This is a genomic window from Blastochloris viridis (genome assembly GCF_001402875.1).
GTDB lineage: Bacteria > Pseudomonadota > Alphaproteobacteria > Rhizobiales > Xanthobacteraceae > Blastochloris > Blastochloris viridis.
This window is the reverse complement of record NZ_CP012946.1, coordinates 488,384-508,037: the sequence shown is the minus strand read 5'-3', so window position 1 is coordinate 508,037 and position 19,654 is coordinate 488,384. Positions and strand designations below refer to the sequence as shown.

General features: G+C 69.6%; 21 protein-coding genes. 13 read left to right on the top strand and 8 right to left on the bottom strand.

Annotated elements, in window-relative coordinates; translation table 11 throughout:
• Positions 1–316: 316 nt before the first annotated feature.
• On the bottom strand, positions 317–973 hold the full coding sequence (chpT, locus tag BVIR_RS02315; RefSeq protein WP_055036261.1) for a histidine phosphotransferase ChpT: 657 nt from the start codon (positions 971–973) through the stop codon (positions 317–319).
• 120 nt (positions 974–1,093) lie between these two features.
• On the opposite strand from chpT, the gene BVIR_RS02310 reads away from it, so the two are divergent.
• On the top strand, positions 1,094–1,915 hold the full coding sequence (locus BVIR_RS02310; RefSeq protein ID WP_055038615.1) for a 3'(2'),5'-bisphosphate nucleotidase CysQ family protein: 822 nt from the start codon (positions 1,094–1,096) through the stop codon (positions 1,913–1,915).
• 29 nt (positions 1,916–1,944) lie between these two features.
• Here BVIR_RS02310 and BVIR_RS02305 read toward each other — a convergent pair whose 3' ends face one another.
• Positions 1,945–2,445 (bottom strand): YHS domain-containing (seleno)protein, encoded by a 501-nt coding sequence (locus tag BVIR_RS02305; RefSeq protein WP_055036260.1) that lies wholly within the window; start codon positions 2,443–2,445, stop codon positions 1,945–1,947.
• A 126-nt stretch (positions 2,446–2,571) separates the two neighbouring features.
• Here BVIR_RS02305 and BVIR_RS02300 point away from each other — a divergent pair, with 126 nt between their 5' ends.
• Together BVIR_RS02300 and BVIR_RS02295 are read left to right on the top strand one after the other, a co-directional pair.
• On the top strand, positions 2,572–3,141 hold the full coding sequence (locus BVIR_RS02300; protein WP_055036259.1) for a DUF1134 domain-containing protein: 570 nt from the start codon (positions 2,572–2,574) through the stop codon (positions 3,139–3,141).
• A 116-nt stretch (positions 3,142–3,257) separates the two neighbouring features.
• The gene (locus BVIR_RS02295) at positions 3,258–4,499 is read left to right on the top strand and encodes a coiled-coil domain-containing protein (protein ID WP_055036258.1); all 1,242 of its coding nucleotides are present in this window, start codon (positions 3,258–3,260) and stop codon (positions 4,497–4,499) included.
• Positions 4,500–4,515: 16 nt separating this feature from the next.
• On the opposite strand, the gene BVIR_RS02290 is transcribed toward BVIR_RS02295, so the two are convergent.
• From BVIR_RS02290 to paaI, 4 genes are all read right to left on the bottom strand, one after another.
• Positions 4,516–4,830 (bottom strand): c-type cytochrome, encoded by a 315-nt coding sequence (locus tag BVIR_RS02290; protein WP_145911893.1) that lies wholly within the window; start codon positions 4,828–4,830, stop codon positions 4,516–4,518.
• 185 nt (positions 4,831–5,015) lie between these two features.
• Positions 5,016–6,326 carry a phenylacetate--CoA ligase PaaK gene (gene paaK / locus BVIR_RS02285; protein WP_055036256.1) on the bottom strand — a complete coding sequence of 437 codons (1,311 nt, stop codon included), beginning with the start codon at positions 6,324–6,326 and terminating at the stop codon, positions 5,016–5,018.
• Positions 6,327–6,483: 157 nt separating this feature from the next.
• Entirely contained in the window at positions 6,484–7,041 is a 558-nt protein-coding gene (locus BVIR_RS02280) for a hypothetical protein (protein WP_055036255.1), read from the bottom strand.
• Positions 7,042–7,085: 44 nt separating this feature from the next.
• Positions 7,086–7,502, bottom strand: a complete 417-nt coding sequence (gene paaI, locus BVIR_RS02275) for a hydroxyphenylacetyl-CoA thioesterase PaaI (RefSeq protein WP_055036254.1) — start codon at positions 7,500–7,502, stop codon at positions 7,086–7,088.
• A 304-nt stretch (positions 7,503–7,806) separates the two neighbouring features.
• Here paaI and BVIR_RS02270 point away from each other — a divergent pair, with 304 nt between their 5' ends.
• From BVIR_RS02270 to BVIR_RS02225, 10 genes are all read left to right on the top strand, one after another.
• On the top strand, positions 7,807–8,913 hold the full coding sequence (locus BVIR_RS02270) for an ABC transporter substrate-binding protein (protein WP_055038614.1): 1,107 nt from the start codon (positions 7,807–7,809) through the stop codon (positions 8,911–8,913).
• A gap of 157 nt (positions 8,914–9,070) precedes the next feature.
• Positions 9,071–9,943, top strand: a complete 873-nt coding sequence (locus BVIR_RS02265; RefSeq protein WP_055036253.1) for a branched-chain amino acid ABC transporter permease — start codon at positions 9,071–9,073, stop codon at positions 9,941–9,943.
• The gene (locus BVIR_RS02260; protein ID WP_055036252.1) at positions 9,943–10,887 is read left to right on the top strand and encodes a branched-chain amino acid ABC transporter permease; all 945 of its coding nucleotides are present in this window, start codon (positions 9,943–9,945) and stop codon (positions 10,885–10,887) included. Before BVIR_RS02265 ends, BVIR_RS02260 begins: the two co-directional genes overlap by 1 nt.
• Positions 10,884–11,672 (top strand): ABC transporter ATP-binding protein, encoded by a 789-nt coding sequence (locus tag BVIR_RS02255; protein WP_055036251.1) that lies wholly within the window; start codon positions 10,884–10,886, stop codon positions 11,670–11,672. Before BVIR_RS02260 ends, BVIR_RS02255 begins: the two co-directional genes overlap by 4 nt.
• A complete protein-coding gene (locus BVIR_RS02250) occupies positions 11,665–12,366 on the top strand; it encodes an ABC transporter ATP-binding protein (RefSeq protein ID WP_055036250.1) in 702 nt (233 codons plus the stop codon). Before BVIR_RS02255 ends, BVIR_RS02250 begins: the two co-directional genes overlap by 8 nt.
• A 159-nt stretch (positions 12,367–12,525) precedes the next feature.
• On the top strand, positions 12,526–14,340 hold the full coding sequence (gene iorA, locus BVIR_RS02245; protein WP_055036249.1) for an indolepyruvate ferredoxin oxidoreductase subunit alpha: 1,815 nt from the start codon (positions 12,526–12,528) through the stop codon (positions 14,338–14,340).
• A 17-nt stretch (positions 14,341–14,357) separates the two neighbouring features.
• Entirely contained in the window at positions 14,358–15,299 is a 942-nt protein-coding gene (locus BVIR_RS02240; protein ID WP_055038613.1) for a 2-oxoacid:acceptor oxidoreductase family protein, read from the top strand.
• Complete coding sequence (locus tag BVIR_RS02235; RefSeq protein WP_055038612.1) at positions 15,299–16,438, top strand: 2-oxoacid:acceptor oxidoreductase subunit alpha; 1,140 nt, start codon at positions 15,299–15,301, stop codon at positions 16,436–16,438. Before BVIR_RS02240 ends, BVIR_RS02235 begins: the two co-directional genes overlap by 1 nt.
• Positions 16,435–17,280 (top strand): 2-oxoacid:ferredoxin oxidoreductase subunit beta, encoded by an 846-nt coding sequence (locus tag BVIR_RS02230; protein WP_055036248.1) that lies wholly within the window; start codon positions 16,435–16,437, stop codon positions 17,278–17,280. Before BVIR_RS02235 ends, BVIR_RS02230 begins: the two co-directional genes overlap by 4 nt.
• 2 nt (positions 17,281–17,282) lie before the next feature.
• The gene (locus BVIR_RS02225; RefSeq protein WP_055036247.1) at positions 17,283–17,837 is read left to right on the top strand and encodes a 2-oxoacid:acceptor oxidoreductase family protein; all 555 of its coding nucleotides are present in this window, start codon (positions 17,283–17,285) and stop codon (positions 17,835–17,837) included.
• A 168-nt stretch (positions 17,838–18,005) separates the two neighbouring features.
• On the opposite strand, the gene BVIR_RS02220 is transcribed toward BVIR_RS02225, so the two are convergent.
• On the bottom strand, positions 18,006–18,947 hold the full coding sequence (locus BVIR_RS02220; protein WP_236823666.1) for a nickel/cobalt transporter: 942 nt from the start codon (positions 18,945–18,947) through the stop codon (positions 18,006–18,008).
• Complete coding sequence (locus BVIR_RS02215; RefSeq protein WP_055036245.1) at positions 18,944–19,600, bottom strand: DUF1007 family protein; 657 nt, start codon at positions 19,598–19,600, stop codon at positions 18,944–18,946. Before BVIR_RS02215 ends, BVIR_RS02220 begins: the two co-directional genes overlap by 4 nt.
• Positions 19,601–19,654: the final 54 nt, after the last annotated feature.

The window sequence follows — 19,654 nt, the reverse complement described above, 5'->3', positions numbered from 1 at the left end:
GATGGATTCAATGAACTCCGCAAGGTTGGCGGTGCCCGGTCGCCGAACCCGCAGATAATCTTGCGGAAACCACCGTGAAGCCAACCACCCACCTCTGGTAACGTCAGCTCAAACTCTTGCCGCCACCCCCCGGCGGCAACGCTGGCGGGCGCGGCCGGGCGCGGCAAAGCCGCCGGACCGGCAGGCATCGCCGTGCCGCGGGTTGCAAAAGCCGCCGTGACGATACGGAAATTGTGCGCTGAACGAGCCGGTGCGATATGACCGGGTGCAATCGGTCCAACCTCGCCGCCGGCCGGCGGCGAGGCCAAGCTTGGCTTCAGGCGACGCCGGGCTGGGGCGCGGCTGCGACGGCGGTGAACGCCACGCCGCCGTCCTCGATAGCCACGGCGACGTCCAGGCCCGCGGTGCGGGCCAGAAGCCCGGTATAGAACGGCTGGATCGCGGTGCCATCGATGTGGTCGCTGGCCGGCCGGCCAGCCAGGAGGTCCTGGATGCCCGCTGGAATGCGCGGATTGGTGCCCGCCGACAGCACCCGGAAGCCGCCGCCGTCGCAACCGACCATGATCGTGCCGCCACGCGGAATGGCGTTGCCGGCGAGCAGCACCAGGTTCAGCAACAGCTTGACGCGGTTCTTCGGCATCAGTTGCCGCGGCACCTGCCAGGTCAGTTTGGTGCGGTCGTCCTCAACCACGCCGCGTGCCACTGTCTCGGCGTCGCCGGTGTCGATTTCCGAGCCGGCCGAGCCGGCCGCGCCGAAGGCGATGCGGCAGAACTGCAGGCGGGCGGAGGCCTGGTGGGCGCTGCGGCGGATGAGGTCCAGCGCGAAGGTGCGGGTTTCCTCGTCCTGCTTGGCCTCGTCGAGCACTTCCAGGCCGTTGACGATGGCGCCGACCGGGCTGATGACGTCGTGGCACACCCGGCTGGCGACCAGCGCCGCGAGGTCAAGGCTCTCAAGAGCAAAAACGTCAGACATTAGGGCCTTCCCTGGAAGCCTTCCGGTAGCCGATAACGATTCGACACGAAGCCACGATTCGTCATGGTCCCATCCGGTTCCGGATACACCGCGACGCCCCACGCTGCCAAGGCTGACGGCATGACCCTTTCACTCGGTGGCGCCGCCATCGCCGACCTCGACCTGATCGCCGCGCTCGGCGAACTCGCTATTTGCGCCGGCCGCCGGATCGAGGCGATCCGCGCCGCCGGTGCCGCCGCCTGCCTGAAACCGGACGGCAGTCCCGTCACCGAGGCCGACCGCGCCTCAGAGGCGATCGTGCTGGCCGGGCTCGCCGAGCTGCTGCCGGACGTCCCGGTGGCCTCGGAGGAAGCGGTGGCTGCCGGCGTGACCCCGCCGCAGAGCGACCGGCTCATCCTGGTCGACCCGCTCGACGGCACCAAGGAATTCCTGGCCGGCAACGGCGAATATGCCGTCAATATCGGGCTGGTGGCGGACGGCAAGCCGGTGCTCGGCGTGGTTCACGCCCCAGTCACCGGCGAAACCTGGCTCGGCGTGGTCGGCGTGGGCGCCTGGTACGCCGCGCCGGCCGAGGCCGGGCTGGCGCCCCGCACGGCATGGAAGCCGATCCGCTGCCGGCCGCGCCCGGCGGTGCCGACCGTGGTGCTGAGCCGCACCCATCTTGACCCCGCCACCGAGCGGGAGGTGGCGGCGCTGGGGCCGATCCACTGCCTGCGCCACGGTTCGGCGCTGAAATTCACCTTGATCGCCGAAGGCCGCGCCGACCTCTACCCGCGCTTGGCGCCGGTGTGCGAATGGGACATCGCCGCCGGCCATGCCCTGGTCGCGGCCGCCGGCGGCGACGTGACAGCGGCCGATGGCACGCCGCTGACCTATTGCCACGCCGGCGCCGGATATTTGGTGCCGAACTTTCGGGCGCGCGGCCTGCCCGCGACGGCCTGATGCCGCCTCATCCGGTGCCGGCGCCGCGGTTAGCGCGGCAGGGTTTTCGCCGCGTCCTCCCAGCCGAGCTCGGCGGCGTGGAAGATGGCGCCGGGGTCAGTGAAGAACCGCTCGCGGCTGGCGGCATTGTGGAACATCAGCAGCTTGCCGTTCCAGATCGCGAACACCTCCGGATTGCCCGGTACCGCCGCCTTGCGGGCCACCGCCGGCGGATCGAAGCCGCCGAACGCCGGCATGTAATCGTCCGGCCGGTCCTTGAACGCAGCCAGGTTGCCGGCGTTGACGAAGCGCCACATCAGGCCGCCATGGTCGAGTTCGAACTCGGCGCTGCCCGGTCGCGCCTGCCGATCGAGGTGATAGGCGACCGGATCGTAGCCCCACAGCGCCAGTCCCGAGTGGCGGTCGGCCACCACGCGCTCGTTGGTCGCCGCCAGCGCCGACCCCAGCACCGCCAGCACCATCAGCAGCGCCGGCCACACCGGGCCGGCGGTGCCGAACGCCAGCTGCCGCGATTGCCTAGCACACGCCATACTCGTGCTCCTTACTGATGCCGATTCGGGTCGGGAGACCGGCCGCGTCGGCCATCGCCGGCTCGAATGATAGGAACGAGCGATGAGCGCTGCGTTAATCGCCCTCCTCCAACCGGAGCACGACCGATGATTCTCCTGCGGATTTTGGTGTTCGCCGTCCTCATCCTCGTTGCCGGCACGCCGTTCAGCCACGGCCAGGCGCAAGGTCGGGTCGGCCAGTTCAACCCGGACGAGTTGGTCCAGGCCGGCCACAACTTCTTCGGCGGCCTGTCGCGCGGGCTCGCCCTCGCCATCCAGGACGTGGTGGCGAAATGGGGCCTGCCGAACGGCTACATCCTGGGCCAGGAGGGCACTGGTGCCTTCGCCATCGGCCTGCGCTACGGCGAAGGCACGCTCTACACCAAGAACGCCGGCGACCTGCCGGTATTCTGGCAGGGCCCCTCGCTCGGCTTCGACTTCGGCGGCGACGGCGCCCGCACCATGATGCTGATCTACAACCTGCGTCAGGTCACCGACATCTTCCAGCGCTTCCCCGGCATCGACGGCTCGGCCTATCTGGTTGCCGGCTTCGGGGTGACGGCGATGAACAGCAGCGGGGTGACGGTGGTGCCGATCCGCTCCGGCGTCGGTCTGCGCCTCGGCGCCAATGTCGGCTATCTCAAGTTCACCCAGAAGCCGACCTGGAATCCGTTCTGACCGGCCGGCCCTCCTCGCTCGGGCACCTCTGCGCGCAGGGCCGCTTTCACTGGCAGCGGCCTCGCGCGCGTGGCATGAATGCGAGGGGATTCTCCCTCGCTCCTGAAAGGTTGGGCATGATCGAAGCGATCATGTATTTCGCCCTCGGCTTTCTGATCGCCGCGGCGATTGCGCTCACCACCCTGCCGGCGGTGTGGAACCGCGCCGTGCGGTTGACCCGGCGGCGGATCGAAAGCCTGGTGCCGGTGTCGCTCGCCGAAATCCAGGCCGACAAGGACCAGGTCCGCGCCGGCTACGCCATGTCGATGCGACGGCTGGAGCTGACCGCCGACAATCTGCAGTGGAAGACCGCCGAGCAGGCGGTGGAGATCGGCCGGCAGGCGGTGTCGGTCCTCAGCATGAAGGCCGAACTGGCCCAGAAGCTGAGCGAGAAGGACACCCTGATCCAGGTCCTGGAGAGCCAGGGCGCCGCGCTGCGCGAGCAGCTTGCCGCCACCGAGCAAAGGCTGACTGCGACCGAGCAGGTGCTGGTCGACAAGACCGCCGCGCTCGAGGACGCCGTGGCGCGGATCGAGGACCAGGACCGCTCGCTCGCCGGGCTGCAGCGGCTGGTCGACGAAACCGCCGCCCTGAGCGAAACCCGCAAGGACGAGATCGCGGCGCGGGACGCCGAGCTCGCCGCGCTCAAGGCCAAGGTGACCGACCTCGAAGACGGCCTCGCCGCCGCGGCGGCGCAGGCCCAGCGCCAGCGCGCCGATGTCGAGGCGCTGAGCCGCACCCTCGCCGAGCAGCGCGCCCAGGCCGAGCTGGCCACCAGCCGCATCGCCGAGCTGGATGGCCGGCTGGCCGCCCAAGGCCGCGAGCACGACGGGCTGGTCAAGCGCATCGCCGCGCTGCAGGGCGAGTTGCAGGCGCGCGAGGCACGCCTGCATGACGCCGAGGCCGCCGCCCGCCGCGAGCGCGAGCAGGCCACGGTCGAGACCGAGCAGGGCCCGGTGCCGCTGCGCGCCGCCTTCGACAAGGTGCAGGCGGACAAGACGGCGCTGGAGAGCCAGTTGGCCCAGGCGCGCGAGGAGCGCGCCAAGCTCCAGCGCGAGCTGGCGCAGGCCAGGCGTCAGGCCGAGGGCAACGCCGCCGCCGAACGCGCTGACAACGATCTGCTGCGCGAGCGGATCGGCGAGGTGGCCGCCGAAGTCGCCCGCCTCACCGCCCAGCTCGAAGGCCCCGGCTCGCCGATCAACGCCATCGTTGCCGACGAGGTGTGGGTCAACGGCGCCGCCCCGGCGCGCGAGGGCGCCCCGGCCAACACGCTGGCCGACCGCATTCGCGCCCTGCAGGCCCGCGCCAGCGACGCCTGACCGCCGGCCGCTCGGCCTATTCGGCCGCTTGGCGCCGAACGAACGCGAGCAGATCGGCCAGCTCCCGGCGAGTGAGGTCGAGCGTAGGCATCGGCGGGTGCGGCGAGGCCATCGCCATGCCAAACTTGAGCTCAGTCCAGCTTTTGGTGCCGATGGCGCGGAAGGTCGGCACCGCGTCATTGCCCTGCGCCTGTTCGGCGTCGACCACGTGGCAGGCCGAGCACCAGCGCTCTGCCAACACCCGGCCGGCCGCCGCATCGCCCGCTTGCGCATTCGCCGCCAACGGTGCGCCGCAGCCCATCGCCACCGCCATCGCTACCACCCGCCGCATGATGCTCCTGCCCCGGTTCCGCGTGGATGAGCGCCACGCCGCCGGAGGTCGGCCTCCGGTCGCGCGGGGCGCGCGCGGCTGATGTCCGGTGCCGCCGGTCGAGGCGCCGGACCCGTCAATACAAACAGAGGTTTCGCCCCGCATCAACCGGCAACCGCGCGTGGCGCAACGCGAAACCGTGCCTCCTACCCCCGCGACCGCATGTCGAGCACGCGCTTGGCCTTGCCGACCGAGCGCTCGATCGAGTTGGGATCGACCACATTGACGCGGACGGTGACGCCGACCACCGCCTTGACGTGATGGGTCAGTTCCTTGACCTGGGTGGCGCGCGTCGCCGCATCGGCGGCCTCCGGCCGCGCCTCGACCAGCACGCTCATGGTGTCGAGCCGGCCTTCGCGCCCGAGCTCGATGACGTAGTGCGGCGCCAGCCCCGAGCATTTCAGGATCTGCTCCTCGATCTGGCTCGGAAATACGTTGACGCCGCGCAGGATGATCATGTCGTCGGAGCGGCCGGACACCTTCTCCATCCGCCGCATCGACCGCGCCGTGCCGGGCAGCAGCCGGGTGAGGTCGCGGGTGCGGTAGCGGATGATCGGCATCGCCTCCTTGGTGAGGGAGGTGAATACGATCTCGCCGAACTCGCCGTCCGGCACCACCGCGCCGGTCACCGGGTCGATGATCTCGGGATAGAAGTGATCTTCCCAGACGTGCAGGCCGTCCTTGGTCTCGACGCACTCGTTGGCGACGCCCGGCCCGATCACCTCCGACAGGCCGTAGACGTCGACGGCGTGCATGTCGAACGCCTCCTCGATCTCCAGGCGCATGGCGTTGGTCCACGGCTCGGCGCCGAACATGCCGACCTTCAGGCTGCAGGTGCGGGCGTCGATGCCGATGCGGCGGAACTCGTCGAGCAGCGCCAGCATGTAGGACGGCGTCACCATGATGACGTCGGGCTGGAAGTCGCGCATCAGCTGGACCTGGCGCTCGGTCATGCCGCCCGACACCGGGATGACGGTGCAGCCCAACCGCTCGGCCCCGTAATGGGCGCCGAGGCCGCCGGTGAACAGGCCATAGCCGTAGGCGACGTGGACCTTCATGCCCGGCCGGGCGCCGGCGGCGCGCATCGAGCGGGCCATGACGTCGGCCCACATGTCGATATCGCCCTTGGAATAGCCCACCACGGTCGGCCGTCCGGTGGTGCCGGAGGAGGCGTGGACGCGCATCACCTGCGACTGCGGCACCGCGAACATGCCGAAAGGATAGGTGTCGCGCAGGTCCTGCTTGGTTGTGAACGGAAACCTGGCGAGGTCGGCCAGCGTCTTGACGTCGTCGGGGTGGACACCGGCAGCGTCGAACGCGGCGCGATAGTGGGCGACGTTGGTATAGGCGTGGCGCAACGTCCATTTGAGGCGGTCGAGCTGCAGCGCCGCCAACTCGTCGCGCGAGGCGGTTTCGATCGGCTCAAGGTCGCCCGGGCGCGGCGAGAGGTCCAGCATGGTCATTTCCTTCTTCAGGCTGTTGGGCGGTCTCGACACGTTCGAACGCCACGTCGTGGGGAGAGGCAATAGCCCCGGCCTCCCCCGCGCTTCATTGCGGTTGATCACGTAACGGCTCGGCCCTGGCGATTTTTTGCATCGCCGCAACGGCCCGGCGTCACCGGCATTCCCGCAGCAGACGGTCGTGCTGGGCGGACAGCCCGGCGAGATCGAACTCCTCGACCACCACGCCGCCGCTGCGCGTCGTGACTTCGAGGACAAGCTGGCTGCCCGCCAGGATGCGGTGGAACGCCTTGCCATCGATGTGCACCTGCTGGCGGGGGCGGTCGGCGCCGCGCGGGGAGCGCTCCCGGCTCGGCTCGGCGTCGTCGATACGGTAGCGGTAACGAGCGACGCCGCCGCGGGCAGAGAAATCGACCACCAGATCGTCGCGCCCGACCCGGACATAGGGCTTGGCCGGCGGGGAGATGACGCAGACCTCAGTGCCGGTGAGGCGGTCCTGCCGGCGTTCCAGCACCCAGCCCGCCAGCCCGGCTTCGGCCGGCGCCGCCTCGTCCGGCTTTGCCGACTTGGCCGCCTCGGCGTCATAGCACGCCAGCCGCTCGGCGGCGCCGGGGATGCCGGCGCAGGCGGCTCGGCCTACCGCCGGCTCGGCGACGGCAGCGCCGGCCAGACCGAGCGCGAGCGGGACAACCAGCAGCGTCAGGAGCTTCATGGGCCTCTCCCTTCAGTGTGACCGACGATCGCAGCGCCGGACGGTCAGAACAGCTTTCCCGGCACGGTGCGGCTGTGGCCGCGGAACTCCGCGATCGCCACCCCGTCCGCGGTGACCTCGACATCGTAGATGCCGGATCGTTCGGCGCGGTGGCGCTCGCGGGCGGTGGCAACCAGTTTCATGCCGATTTGGGCCGGCGTGAGAAAGCTTATCGCGCAGTGCTGCGCGACCGCGCGCTGATTGTAGGAGTTGCAGGCATAGGCGAAAGCGGTGTCGGCCAGCGCGAACAGATAGCCGCCGTGGCAGGTGCCGTGGCCGTTGGCCATGGCCGCGGTGACGACCATCGAAGCGACCGCCTCGCCCGGCCCGACCGTTTCGACGACGACGCCAATCGCCGCCGGTGCCCTGTCGTCAGGCCGCATCGCCTCGGCGGACTTGCGGGCAATCTCCTCCGGCGTCATCACCGTCCTCCCCTCCTGCTGCGGCAGGTTGCGCCGCCGCTCCGTCGATACAGCAACCCGGCCCCAACGACAGCCCGACCATTGCCTCATGGCCAGCGTCGCCGTTTCGTTTGAAACGGTGCCATGCGCGGATTACAAGGGGCCCATGCCGGATTTGAAGGGAACGTCCGGCACGGCGGCCGGCGGAACCAGGCCGCGACCAAAGGGGGGAACGGTGTCGTCATTGCGGAATTGGGCCAAGCCTCGCTTGGCCAAAATCACCTTGGCTCAAACGAACTGGGCCGGCGCCGCGCTGGCCGCGGCGATGATGGGCCTCTGCGGCACAGCGGCCGCCGCCGGCGAGATCCGGATCGGCTCGGTGGTGTCCTCGACCGGCCCGGCCGCCTTCCTCGGCGAGCCCGAGGACAAGACGCTGAAGCTCTATGTCGAGGAAATGAACAAGGCCGGCGGCATCATTGGCAACACCGTCAAGCTCGTCATCTATGACGACGGCGGCGACGCCGACAAGGCGCGTACCTTCGCCACCCGTCTGGTCGAGGAGGACAAGGTGGTCGCGGTGCTCGGCGGCACCACCTCCGGCACCACCTTCGCGATGATCCCGGTGTTCGAGGACGCCGAGGTGCCGTTCATCGCGTTTGCCGGCGCGGTTGGCATCGTCGAGCCTACCAAGACCTGGGTGTTCAAGACCCCGCACACCGACCGCATGGCGTGCGAGAAGATCTTCGAGGACCTCAGGAAGAACAACCTCACCAAGGTCGGCATCATTTCCGGCACCGACGGCTTCGGCAAGTCGATGCGCGAGCAGTGCGTCAAGGTCAACGCCAAATACGGCATCGAGATCGTCGCTGAGGAAACCTACGGCCCGCGCGATTCCGACATGACCGCCCAGCTCACCAACCTGAAGGGCGCGCCCGGCATCCAGGCGTTGATCAACCCCGGCATGGGCCAGGGTCCGGCAATCGTCACCCGCAACGTGCGTCAGCTCGGCATCGCCCTGCCGCTCTACCAGAGCCACGGCGTCGCCTCGAAAAGCTTCATCGAGCTGGCCGGCGAGGCCGCCGAGGGCGTGCGGCTGCCGGCCGCCGCGCTGCTGGTCGCCGACAAGCTGCCCGACTCCGATCCGCAAAAGAGCGTCGCCACCGGCTACAAGACGACCTACGAGGTCGCCACCAACGGCCAGGTCTCGACCTTCGGCGGCCACGCCTTCGACGCGCTGTTCATCCTCAAGGCCGCGGTCGAGCGGGCGAACTCGACCGAGCCGGCCAAGATTCGCGACCAGATCGAGAACACCAAAGGCTTCATCGGCACCGCCGGCATCTTCAACATGACGCCGACCGACCACATGGGCCTCGACCTCTCCGCCTTCAAAATGCTCGAGGTCAAGGGCGGCGACTGGGTGCTGGCGGAGTGAGGGCGGCACGAAACGCGTCGTCCCGGCCAAGCGCGCTCAGCGCGCGCGAGCCGGGACCGTCAGCAAATTAAGGCACCTGCTCGCCAAACGGTCCCGGCTCGACGCTAAGCTTGGGTCGGGACGACGAGGAATGGATGACCTCAGCGGGATTGAGTTGATGGCCGATTTCGTCCAGTTCGCCGTCTCCGGGCTGACCATCGGCGCGGTCTACGCGCTGGTCGCGCTCGGCTTCACCCTGATCTACAACGCCTCCAGCGTGGTGAACTTCGCCCAGGGCGAGTTCGTCATGCTCGGCGGCATGGCGACGGTTTTCCTCGCCGCGCTCGGCCTGCCGCTGCCGGCAGCGGCAGTGGCAGCGGTGATCGCGGCGGTCGCCGTCGGCATCGTCGTCCACGCTTTGGTGATCGAGCCGGCGCGCGGCGCCAATGCGGTGACGCTGATCATCCTCACCATCGGGGTGTCGCTGGTGCTGCGCGGCGCAGCGCCGCTGATCTTCGACAAGCAGTTCCACAAGCTGCCGGGCTTCTCCGGCGAGGCCGCGGTCGGCGTGCTCGGCGCCGCGGTGCAGCCCCAGGCGTTCTGGGTGGTCGGCGGCGCCGCGGTGATCGTGCTGGCGCTGAAGCTGTTTCTCGCCCGCACCCTGTTCGGCAAGGCGGTGCTCGCCACCGCCGCCGACCGCATGGCGGCGATGCTGGCCGGCATCAACACCGGCGTCATCGTCGGCTTCGCCTTCGCTACCTCGGCGGCGATCGGCGCCATCGCCGGCATTCTCGTCACCCCGATCACGCTGACCAGCTACGACGTCGGCGTGATGCTGTCGCTCAAGGGCTTCGCCGCCGCGGTGCTCGGCGGCATCGGCAGCCCGCTCGGCGCGGTGGCGGGCGGGCTGTTGCTCGGCCTGCTGGAAGCGCTCGCCGCCGGCTATCTGTCATCCACCTACAAGGACGCCGCCGCCTTCGTGGTGCTGATCGCGGTGCTGATGGCGATGCCGGGCGGCCTTGCCCGGGTCAAGCAGGTGGAGCGGGTGTGATGGCGTTCAAGCTCTCGCCCGCCACCCTCATCGTCCTTGCCGCGATCGCCATCGTGGTGCTGCCGGGGCTGGTGCTGCCGTCGGCGTATTATTTCCGGGTCGGCGCGCTGGTGTTCATCAGCGCGCTCGCCGTGATCGGGCTGAACCTGTTGATGGGCTATGCCGGCCAGGTCAGCCTCGGCCACGCCGGCTTCTTCGCCATCGGCGCCTACGGCCCGGCCATCCTGCCGGCGCAGTTCGGCTGGCACCCGCTGATGGCGGCGTTTGCCGGCGTCGTGCTCGCCGCCGCGCTGGCCTTCGTCATCGGCAAGCCGATCCTGCGGCTCAAGGGCCATTACCTCGCCGTCGCCACCCTCGGCGTCGGCATGCTGATCACCTTGGTGCTGACCGCCGAGGTCGCCATCACCGGCGGCCCGGACGGCATGGCGGTGGCCCGCGCCAGCGTGCTGGGCGCCAAGCTGCGGACGCCGGAAACCTGGTACTGGATTTGCGGCGTACTCCTGATCCTCGGCGTCGTTGCCGCGATCAATCTTCTCGACAGCCCGACCGGGCGGGCGCTGCGGGCGCTGCACGATTCGGAGGTGGCGGCGGCGGGGCTCGGCGTCGACATTGCCGGCTACAAGCTGCTCGCCTTCGTCGCCGCCGCCATCTACGCCGCCGTCGCCGGCGCCGCCTCGGCGCTGCTCAACGGTCACGTCACCCCCGACGTCGGCAGTTTTCTGCACTCGGTCGAGTTCGTCACCATGGCGGTGATCGGCGGGCTCGGCTCGATCCTGGGCTCGATCATCGGCGCTGCGGTGCTCGTCATCCTGCCGCAGGCGCTGACGGTGTTCCACGATTACGAGACGCTGGCGCTGGGCGTGATGATCGTCCTGTTCATGCTGTTCCTGCGCGAGGGCATCGTGCCGGGCCTGGCCCGGCGTCTCAGAGCGGGGCAGACATGACCATTCTCTCGGTCGACAGCCTGTCGATCTCGTTCGGCGGCATCCGCGCCGTCGACGCGGTGTCGTTCGCGGTGAACAAGGCCGAGATCTTTTCGATCATTGGCCCGAACGGCGCCGGCAAGACCACGCTGTTCAACCTGATCTCTGGCATCTACCGCCCGGACGACGGCACCATCGCGATCGACGGCCTCGACGTCACCGCTCTGCGGCCGGCCGCGCTCGCCCGCCTCGGGGTGTCGCGCACCTTCCAGAACCTGCAGCTGTTCGGCCGCATGAGCGTGCTCGACAACGTCATGACCGGCCGCCACCGCCACGAACGGCATGGCGTGCTCGGCCACCTCGTGCGCTCGCCGGCGACGCGGGCGCAGGAGAAGCGCTCGCGCGAGGCGGCGATGGCCTGCCTTGCCCGCGTCGGCCTCGACAACGTTGCCGGCCGTGTTGCCGGCGCCCTGCCCTACGGCGCGATGCGGCGGCTGGAGATCGCGCGGGCGCTCGCCGCCGAGCCGCGCCTGCTGCTGCTCGACGAGCCGGCCGCCGGCTGCAACGCCGCCGAGACTGAGGAGATCGACCGCCTGACGGTGTCGATCGCCGAGGGCGGCATCACCGTCGTGCTGATCGAGCACGACATGAAGCTGGTGATGGGCATTTCGAGCCGGGTGCTGGTGCTGGTCGAGGGCCGCGTGCTGACCGTGGGCACGCCGCTCGAAGTCGCCCGCGACCCGCGGGTGGTGGAAGCCTATCTCGGCGCCGCCGCGGCAAGCCCCGCCGAGGCGGCCTATGCTTGAGGTGGGTGGTCTCGTCAGCGCCTATGGCCGCATCGAGGCGCTGCACGGCGTCTCGCTCCACGTCCGCACCGGCGAGGTGGTGGCGCTGGTCGGCGCCAACGGCGCCGGCAAGACCACCCTGCTGCGCGCCATTTCCGGGGTGCAGCCGATCCGGCGCGGCACCATCCGCTTTGCCGGCGAAGCGATCGAAACCCTGCCGGCCCACCGCCGGGTCGCGCGCGGCCTCGCCCAGGTGCCGGAGGGCCGCCACGTCTTCAAGCCGCTCAGCGTGCTGGACAACCTCGTGCTCGGCGCCTATCGCCGCGGCAAGGCCGACGCCGCCGCCAGCCTGGAACACGTCTTCGAGCTGTTCCCGGTGCTGAAGGAGCGCCGCCACCAGCACGCCGGCGCGCTGTCCGGCGGCCAGCAGCAGATGCTGGCGATGGGCCGCGCGCTGATGTCACGGCCCAAGCTGCTGCTGCTCGACGAGCCGAGCATGGGCCTCGCGCCGCTGCTGGTCGAGCAGGTGTTCGCGGTGATACGGCGGCTGGCCGACGAGGGGGTGACCATCCTGGTGGTGGAGCAGAACGCCTTCGCCGCGCTGCAGGCGGCCGATCGCGGCTATGTGCTCGAAACCGGCTGCATCTCGCTCGCCGGCACCGGGGCGGCGCTGATCGCCGAGCCGCGGGTCCGCGAGGCCTATCTCGGGTTGTAGCCGGCGAAGGAGAATGCAGGGCGATGACATCCTCGCCCCGCCGCTGCTCAGGCATTGCCCAGGGTGGCGTGGAATTGAACAGTTCTATAGAGTGCGCCGCCCTGACAGGGGCCATAAGTTTCCCGAAGGGCAAGCAATCCCGAAAGGGCCGGAAACGCGATGAATCTTCAAGTCAGAGAGGTCGAGGCGGTGAGCGAGCAATCGCTGCCGCTGATGGGCAACGAGGCCATCGCCCGCGGCGCCTGGGAAGCGGGTGTGCGGGTCGCCAGCGCCTACCCCGGCACGCCGAGCACCGAGATCCTGGAGTCGCTCGCCGGCTACCCGGCCTCCGACCTTTACGCCGACTGGTCGACCAACGAGAAGGTGGCGCTCGACGTCGCCATCGGCGCCGCGCTGTCCGGCGTGCGCGCGATCTGCACCATGAAGCACGTCGGCCTCAACGTCGCGTCCGACTCGCTGATGTCGCAGTCCTATATCGGCGCGCACGGCGGCCTGGTGCTGGTGGTCTGCGACGACCCGGGCATCCACTCCTCGCAGAACGAGCAGGACACCCGGCTGTTCGCCAAGCTGGCCGGCGTGCCGGTGCTGGAGCCCTCCGACGCCCAGGAAGCCTACGATTTCACCAAGCTGGCGTTCGAGATCTCGGAGGCGTTCGACACGCCGGTGATCCTGCGCTCGACCACCCGGCTGTCGCACACCCGCTCGCTGGTGCGGGTCGGCACCCGCAAGACGCCGCCGTCGAAGGGCTTCGTCAACGCCCCGACCCGCACGGTGACGATTCCCGCCAACGCCCGCCGGCTGCACCCCAAGGTGATCGAGCGCGAGGCCAAGCTCGCCCGGTATCTTGAGGACTCCCCCCTCACCCGCTGGGAGAAGGGCGACACAAGGTTCGGCATCGTCACCGGCGCGACGTCCTACCTCTACGTCAAGGAGGTCGCCCCCACCGCCTCGGTCCTCAAGCTCGGCACCGCCTATCCGCTGCCGGAAGCCGCCATCGCGGCGTTCGCCGCCTCGGTCGACCGCCTGATCGTGGTCGAGGAGCTGGAGCCGGTGCTGGAGAAGGACATCCGTGCGCTCGGCATCCCGGCCGAGGGCAAGTCGCTGTTCCCGCGCGTCGGCGAACTGTCGCCCGAGCTGGTGCGCGCCGGACTCGCCAAGGCCGGGCTGATGGAGGCCGCGCCCCCGACCGTCTCGCTCGACATCGAGCCGATGGCGCGGCCGCCGGTGCTGTGCTCGGGCTGCCCGCACACCGCCACCTTCCTCGCCCTGCGCGGGCTCGACACCCGCGTCGCCGGCGACATCGGCTGCTACACCCTGGCCGCGGTGGAGCCGCTGCGATCGATCGACACCACGGTGTGCATGGGCGCCTCGATCGCCAACGCCACCGGCATGGCGCTGTCGGGCAGCGAGACCAAGCCCATCGTCGCCACCATCGGCGACTCCACCTTCCTGCACTCCGGCATCCCGCCGCTGATCGACGCGGTCTATCACCGGGCCAACATCGCGGTGGTGATCCTTGACAACGGCATCACCGCGATGACCGGCGGCCAGCATCACCCCGGCACCGGGCGCACGTTGCGCGGCCAGCCGGCGCCCAAAGTCGATTACGAAAAGCTGTGCCGGGCGGTTGGCGTCGACTGGATCCGCACCGTCGATCCCTACGAGGTCGGCCGGCTCTACCAGGCGCTGCGCGAGGCGATCGCCTTCAAGGGCGTCGCGGTGGTGATCGCGCAGCGGCCGTGCGTGCTCGATCCGATCAAGATCAAGGGCACGCCGCTGGCGGTGAACGCCGCCAATTGCGTCGCCTGCCAGTCGTGCATGAACCTCGGCTGCCCCTCGATCACCTGGTCCGACGACGTCCATGACGGCCGCCACAAGGTGAAGATCGACAGCTCGACCTGCATCGGCTGCACGGTGTGCGCCCAGGTCTGCCCCTCGGACTGCATCCAGCCAGTTCAGCCGGTGATGCCGTGAACGCCAAGCGTAACAAGATGACTGCAAACACCGCCCTCACCTTGGACGACGCAGCCCCGGCGGCGGCGGCCAAGCCGGCCGAGGCCCGCAACATCATGATCGTCGGCGTCGGTGGCCAGGGCGTCTTGATGATCTCCAAGGTGATGGCGCTGATGGGCCAGCGCCAGGGGCTGCAGGTCAAGCAGAGCGAAGTGCACGGCATGGCCAAGCGCGGCGGCATCGTGTTCAGCCACGTCCGCTTCGGCAGCGAGGTGTGGTCGCCCACCATCGCCAAGGGCGAGGCCGACGCGCTGATCGCGCTGGAATGGGCCGAGGGGCTGCGCTGGCTCGATCACTTGAAGCCCGACAGCGGCGTGTTCATCGCCGACACCCGCCGCATCGTGCCGCCGTTCGCCTGCCGCAGCCGCAAGCACGGCGCCACCACCAACTACGCCCGCGAGACCCCGGCCGAGATCGTCAGCCGCATCGCCGACGGCTATGCGCTCGACGCCACCACCATCGCCGACGACCTCGGCGACGTGCGCGCCGCCAACACCGTGCTGCTCGGCACGCTGTCGGTTTCGCTGGACTATCCGGTCGCCGACTGGCTGGCGGTGATCGAGGAACTGGTGCCCAAGCGCACCCGCGACATCAACCGCAAGGCGTTCGAGGCCGGCCGGGCCTGGGCCGAGGCCGCCCGGCTCGACCCCGAGCTCAGGTTCGACAAGTCGATCACCCGCCGCCCGGCGTTCCGGCCACACCCAGAGGTGTCGTTCGAGGTCGAGGTCAACGAGGCCTGGTGCAAGGGCTGCGACATTTGCGTCAAGCTGTGCCCGGAGCGTTGCCTTGCAATGTCGCGCGAGCACATCGCCACCGTGGCCCACCCCGAAGCCTGCACCGGCTGCCACGTCTGCGAGTGGCTGTGCCCGGATTTCGCGATTTCCGTCAAAACCACCGTGCGTGAACCGGTGAGCATGTGATGTCGTCTTCACTCCAGTCGCTTCAAGGCAACAAGGCCTGCGCCCTGGCGGCGGTTGCCGCCGGCTGCCGCTTCTTTGCCGGCTACCCGATCACCCCGTCCTCCGAGATCGCCGAAAAGCTGTCGCGCGAATTGCCGCGCGTCGACGGCGTGTTCATCCAGATGGAGGACGAGATCGCCTCGATCGCGGCGGTGATCGGCGCCTCGCTCGGCGGCGCCAAGGCGATGACCGCGACCTCCGGTCCCGGCTTCTCCCTGATGCAGGAAAATCTCGGCTTTGCCGCCATGACCGAGGTGCCATGCGTGATCGTCAACGTGATGCGCGGCGGCCCCTCCACCGGCATGCCGACCAAGCCGGCGCAAGGCGACCTGATGCAGGCGCGCTGGGGCACCCATGGCGACCACCCCATCATCGTGGTGGCACCGGCCTCGGTGCAGGAGGTCTATACCGAGACCATCCGCGCCTTTAACCTCGCCGAGGAATTCCGGGTGCCGGTGATCGTCACCTACGACCAGATCATCGCGCACCTGGTGGAGTCGGTCGAGCTGCCACGGCGCGGAGAGATCAAGATCGTCGATCGCAAATGGGCCGACGGCACCGAGCACGACTTCAAGCCCTACGCCGAGACCGATGACCTCATCCCGCTGATGGCGCGGCCCGGCGACGGCCACCGCCTGCACGTCACCGGCCTCACCCATCTTCCGGACGGCTTCCCGACCCAGAAGCCCGACCTCGCTTCGAAGGCCCTGACCCGCCTCCTCGACAAGATCGAGCGCCACCGCGCCAGGATCGACAAGGTCGAGCTGATCGAGACCGCCGACGCCGAGGTGGTGATCGTCGCGGTCGGCATCGCCGCCCGCGCCGCCCGCCGCGCGGTCGAGACGCTGCGCTCAGAGGGCATCAAGGCCGGGCTGGTGCGCCCGGTGACGCTGTGGCCGTTCCCGGAGGAGGCGTTGCGCACCGCCGCCGCCAACGCCCGGCTGGTGCTGGTGCCGGAAATGAACCTCGGCCAGCTGGTGCTGGAGGTCGAGCGCGTGCTCGGCCGCGGCGTCAGGGTCGCCGGCCTCAACCGCGTCGACGGCGAGCCGATCCCACCCGCCGCGATGGTCAGCAAGATTCGGGAGCTTGTGGCGCAATGAACGAGATCGCCCGCATTACCGATTTCGACGTCAAGGACTACCTGCGGCTCCATTTGATGCCGCATTTCATGTGCCCGGGCTGCGGCCACGGCATCGCGCTGCGCTCGCTATTGTGGGCGGTGCACGACCTTGGCATCGACCGCAACCGGCTCGCGATCGTCTCCGGCATCGGCTGCTCGGGGCGGGTCGGCGCCTATATCGACGCCAACACCTACCACACCACCCACGGCCGGCCGCTGGCGTTCGCCACCGGGCTCAAGCTGGCGCGGCCCGACCTCACCGTGGTGGTGATCGCCGGCGACGGCGACTGCCTCGCCATCGGCGGCAACCACCTCATCCACGCCTGCCGCCGCAACCTCGACCTCACCTGCCTGATGCTCAACAACGAGATCTACGGCATGACCGGCGGCCAGGTGTCGCCGACCACCGCCGCGACGCGGGTGACCTCGACCACGCCGTCCGGCAACGCCGAGCCCACCTTTGATGCCTGCAAGCTGGCCGACGCCGCCGGCGCCAGCTTCGTCGGCCGCGAGGTGACGCGCCAAGCCCCGGCGCTGAAGAACCTCATCAAGTCGGCGATCGAGCACGACGGCTTCTCGTTCGTCGAGGTGATGACCGACTGCACCGAGATCTACGGTCGCAAGAACGACCTCGGCGAGTCGCCGGAGATGATCCTCAGCCAGAAGTGCGACATGGTGCCCGACGGCCTCGGCAACGCGCCCGACCAGCCGTTCCGGCCGAACCCGATGGCGACCGGCATCCTCGCCCGCCACGCCCGGCCCGAATACGGCCGCACCTACCGCGACCGCGCCGCAGACCTGCGCGCCGAAAAGGGACGCTGACCATGGCCGTGACGGATCGCACCGAACTCCGCCTCGCCGGCGCCGGCGGCCAGGGCCTCATCCTTGGCATGCAGATCCTGTTCCGCGCGCTGGGGCTGGAGGGCAAGCGCGCCGCCCAGTCGCAGAGCTATGAGCCGACCTCGCGCGGCGGCTACTGCTATTCCGACCTCATTTTGTCGCGCGATGCGTCCGACTATCCGCTGGTCACCGGGCTCGACGTCATCGCCGCGCTGTCGCAGGTCGGCATCGAGCGCTCGCTGCCCTTCATCAAGCCGGGCGCGCTGGTGATCGTGGACGAGCGGCTGGTCGAGACGCCGCCCACTGGGCCGTTCAAGCTCCACGTGCTGCCGCTCAGCGAGCGCGCGGCAGCGATCGGCTCGCCGAAGGTCGCCAACATCATCGCGCTCGGCGCGATGGCGAAGCTGTCGGGGGTGTGCGGCAGGGACGCGCTGGAAGAGGCGGTGCGGCTGGAGACGCCGCCGAAATTCGCCGACCTCAACCTCGCCGCGCTGAAGGAAGGCTTCGCGCTCGACCACCTCGCGCTGGCGGACGCGTAAGGCGGAATAGCGCAGCCTCCATCAACCGTTTCCCGTCGTCCCGGCCAAGCGGCAGCGCCGCGCGAGCCGGGACCGTCAGCAAGACAAGGCGCTCATCCCGCATACGATCCCGGATCGGCGCCGGATGCTCCGCATCCCGCACCGTCCGGGATGACGAAGGTGTAAAATTTAGAACATCACCATGCGTTCGGACGCCATGTAGCCGGTCAGCAGGGCTGCGCCGAACGCCGCCACCGCCAGCGCCGCGAGAAATTCCAGTCCGCGCAGCACAAGGTCGGCGCGGCCGCTGGAGGCCAGCGCCAACCTCACCGCCGCCGCCTTGGCGAACACCGCCAGGGCGGCAATGGCCGCCACCGTCACCGCCGTGCCGAGCGCCATGGCGAAGGTCGCCGACACCCCGAGCCACAGCACGCCGTTGGCGGCCGAGAACACCAGCACCAGCAGCGCCCCCGAGCACGGCCGCGCCCCGACCGACACCACCGCGGCCGCGGCGCGCTTGAAGCCACCCGGTTTTGCCAACTCGCGCGGGTCGAGGTGGGCGGTGTGGTCGCAGCCGGGGCCGCAGCCGGCGGCGGTGCCGCGCCACGTCGCGACCAATGCCCGGCCCTTGCTCCACGCCAGCCACAGCCCGAGCCCGACGATTCCGGCGTAGGAGGCCGTCTCGACCACGCGGATGGCCGAGCTCATTTGCGTCGCCGTCAGCCGCAGCGCCGCCACCGATGCCAGCACCAGGCCCACCGCCACCACCGCCTGCATCATGGCCGAGGCGAACGACAGTACCGCGCCGCGCCGCCACGTCGCCTCGTTGGCGACGAGATAGGCCGAGATCACCGCCTTGCCGTGGCCGGGACCGGCGGCATGGAACACGCCGTAGGCGAAGCTGAGGCCGACCAGCCCCCACGCGGCGGAGCCATCGCTGCGCGCCGCCCGCAGCGCCTGGGTCAGATCGCGGTAGAACTGGGCTTGGACCGAAAGCAGCCAGCCGACGACGCCATCGGGCGGCGGCGGCTTCGGCCCGACCCCGAGCGGCGAGCCCTGCGCCAGGGCCGGCAGCGCCGCCGCCAGCACCACGATCGCCATCGCTGCGGCAAGGAGGAAACGCCGCCTCACGGGCATGTCACCGTCGCGCGATTGGCAAACTGCAGGCCGAAATCGCTGCCGGAGGTGAGGCTGTTGAAGAACGACTCCGAGATGTCGAACTGCTGGCCGGGCTGAAGCGGCTTGGGCCGCTCGACCGCGACCGCGCAGCCCGCCGGCGCGCCGGCCAGCGCCACCGGCGTCTCAGCCTCGGCAAAGGCAAAAGCGACCAGAACGGTGGGATCGTAGACCTCAAGCCGCAGCGGGCTTTTCGTCACCTGGGGCTTTGCCACCGGCAAGGTGAAATGCAGCACCAGGACGTTGTCGCGGTACTCCAGATGATAGTCGGTCGGATCGGTGAAGGTGATCTTGCGCGAGCCGGCGGTGGCAACGGTGAAGTAGCCGAATTCCTTCAGCGACTCGATATTGGTGGTGGCGAGTTCGGCGAGTTCCTCGCGGGAGTAGACGCCGTCATTGTTGGCGTCGAGCCCCTGGATGGCGAACGCCGAGAACATGTCGTCGAATTCCCAGGCGAAGCGAACGCCGGTCAGCGCGCCCGCGGCATAGACCAGTTCGCCGGTGGCGATCACCCAGACGTGAGGATGCGCGAGCGCCGTCGCCGGCAGCGCAATGACGGCTCCCGCCGCCACGAGCGCGGCCTTCCATGACGTCAACGCCGTCGACATGCGCCGTCCCTCGCGGAGTCGCCAGCCGTTTCGGCCACGACTGCGGCGGAACGG

Bases quoted from the DNA above. Each gene is read 5' to 3' on its own strand.
- chpT (WP_055036261.1), bottom strand. From the start codon at position 973: ATGTCTGACGTTTTTGCTCTTGAGAGCCTTGACCTCGCGGCGCTGGTC.
- BVIR_RS02310 (WP_055038615.1), top strand. From the start codon at position 1,094: ATGACCCTTTCACTCGGTGGCGCCGCCATCGCCGACCTCGACCTGATC.
- BVIR_RS02305 (WP_055036260.1), bottom strand. From the start codon at position 2,445: ATGGCGTGTGCTAGGCAATCGCGGCAGCTGGCGTTCGGCACCGCCGGC.
- BVIR_RS02300 (WP_055036259.1), top strand. From the start codon at position 2,572: ATGATTCTCCTGCGGATTTTGGTGTTCGCCGTCCTCATCCTCGTTGCC.
- BVIR_RS02295 (WP_055036258.1), top strand. From the start codon at position 3,258: ATGATCGAAGCGATCATGTATTTCGCCCTCGGCTTTCTGATCGCCGCG.
- BVIR_RS02290 (WP_145911893.1), bottom strand. From the start codon at position 4,830: ATGCGGCGGGTGGTAGCGATGGCGGTGGCGATGGGCTGCGGCGCACCG.
- paaK (WP_055036256.1), bottom strand. From the start codon at position 6,326: ATGCTGGACCTCTCGCCGCGCCCGGGCGACCTTGAGCCGATCGAAACC.
- BVIR_RS02280 (WP_055036255.1), bottom strand. From the start codon at position 7,041: ATGAAGCTCCTGACGCTGCTGGTTGTCCCGCTCGCGCTCGGTCTGGCC.
- paaI (WP_055036254.1), bottom strand. From the start codon at position 7,502: ATGACGCCGGAGGAGATTGCCCGCAAGTCCGCCGAGGCGATGCGGCCT.
- BVIR_RS02270 (WP_055038614.1), top strand. From the start codon at position 7,807: ATGATGGGCCTCTGCGGCACAGCGGCCGCCGCCGGCGAGATCCGGATC.
- BVIR_RS02265 (WP_055036253.1), top strand. From the start codon at position 9,071: ATGGCCGATTTCGTCCAGTTCGCCGTCTCCGGGCTGACCATCGGCGCG.
- BVIR_RS02260 (WP_055036252.1), top strand. From the start codon at position 9,943: ATGGCGTTCAAGCTCTCGCCCGCCACCCTCATCGTCCTTGCCGCGATC.
- BVIR_RS02255 (WP_055036251.1), top strand. From the start codon at position 10,884: ATGACCATTCTCTCGGTCGACAGCCTGTCGATCTCGTTCGGCGGCATC.
- BVIR_RS02250 (WP_055036250.1), top strand. From the start codon at position 11,665: ATGCTTGAGGTGGGTGGTCTCGTCAGCGCCTATGGCCGCATCGAGGCG.
- iorA (WP_055036249.1), top strand. From the start codon at position 12,526: ATGAATCTTCAAGTCAGAGAGGTCGAGGCGGTGAGCGAGCAATCGCTG.
- BVIR_RS02240 (WP_055038613.1), top strand. From the start codon at position 14,358: ATGACTGCAAACACCGCCCTCACCTTGGACGACGCAGCCCCGGCGGCG.
- BVIR_RS02235 (WP_055038612.1), top strand. From the start codon at position 15,299: ATGTCGTCTTCACTCCAGTCGCTTCAAGGCAACAAGGCCTGCGCCCTG.
- BVIR_RS02230 (WP_055036248.1), top strand. From the start codon at position 16,435: ATGAACGAGATCGCCCGCATTACCGATTTCGACGTCAAGGACTACCTG.
- BVIR_RS02225 (WP_055036247.1), top strand. From the start codon at position 17,283: ATGGCCGTGACGGATCGCACCGAACTCCGCCTCGCCGGCGCCGGCGGC.
- BVIR_RS02215 (WP_055036245.1), bottom strand. From the start codon at position 19,600: ATGTCGACGGCGTTGACGTCATGGAAGGCCGCGCTCGTGGCGGCGGGA.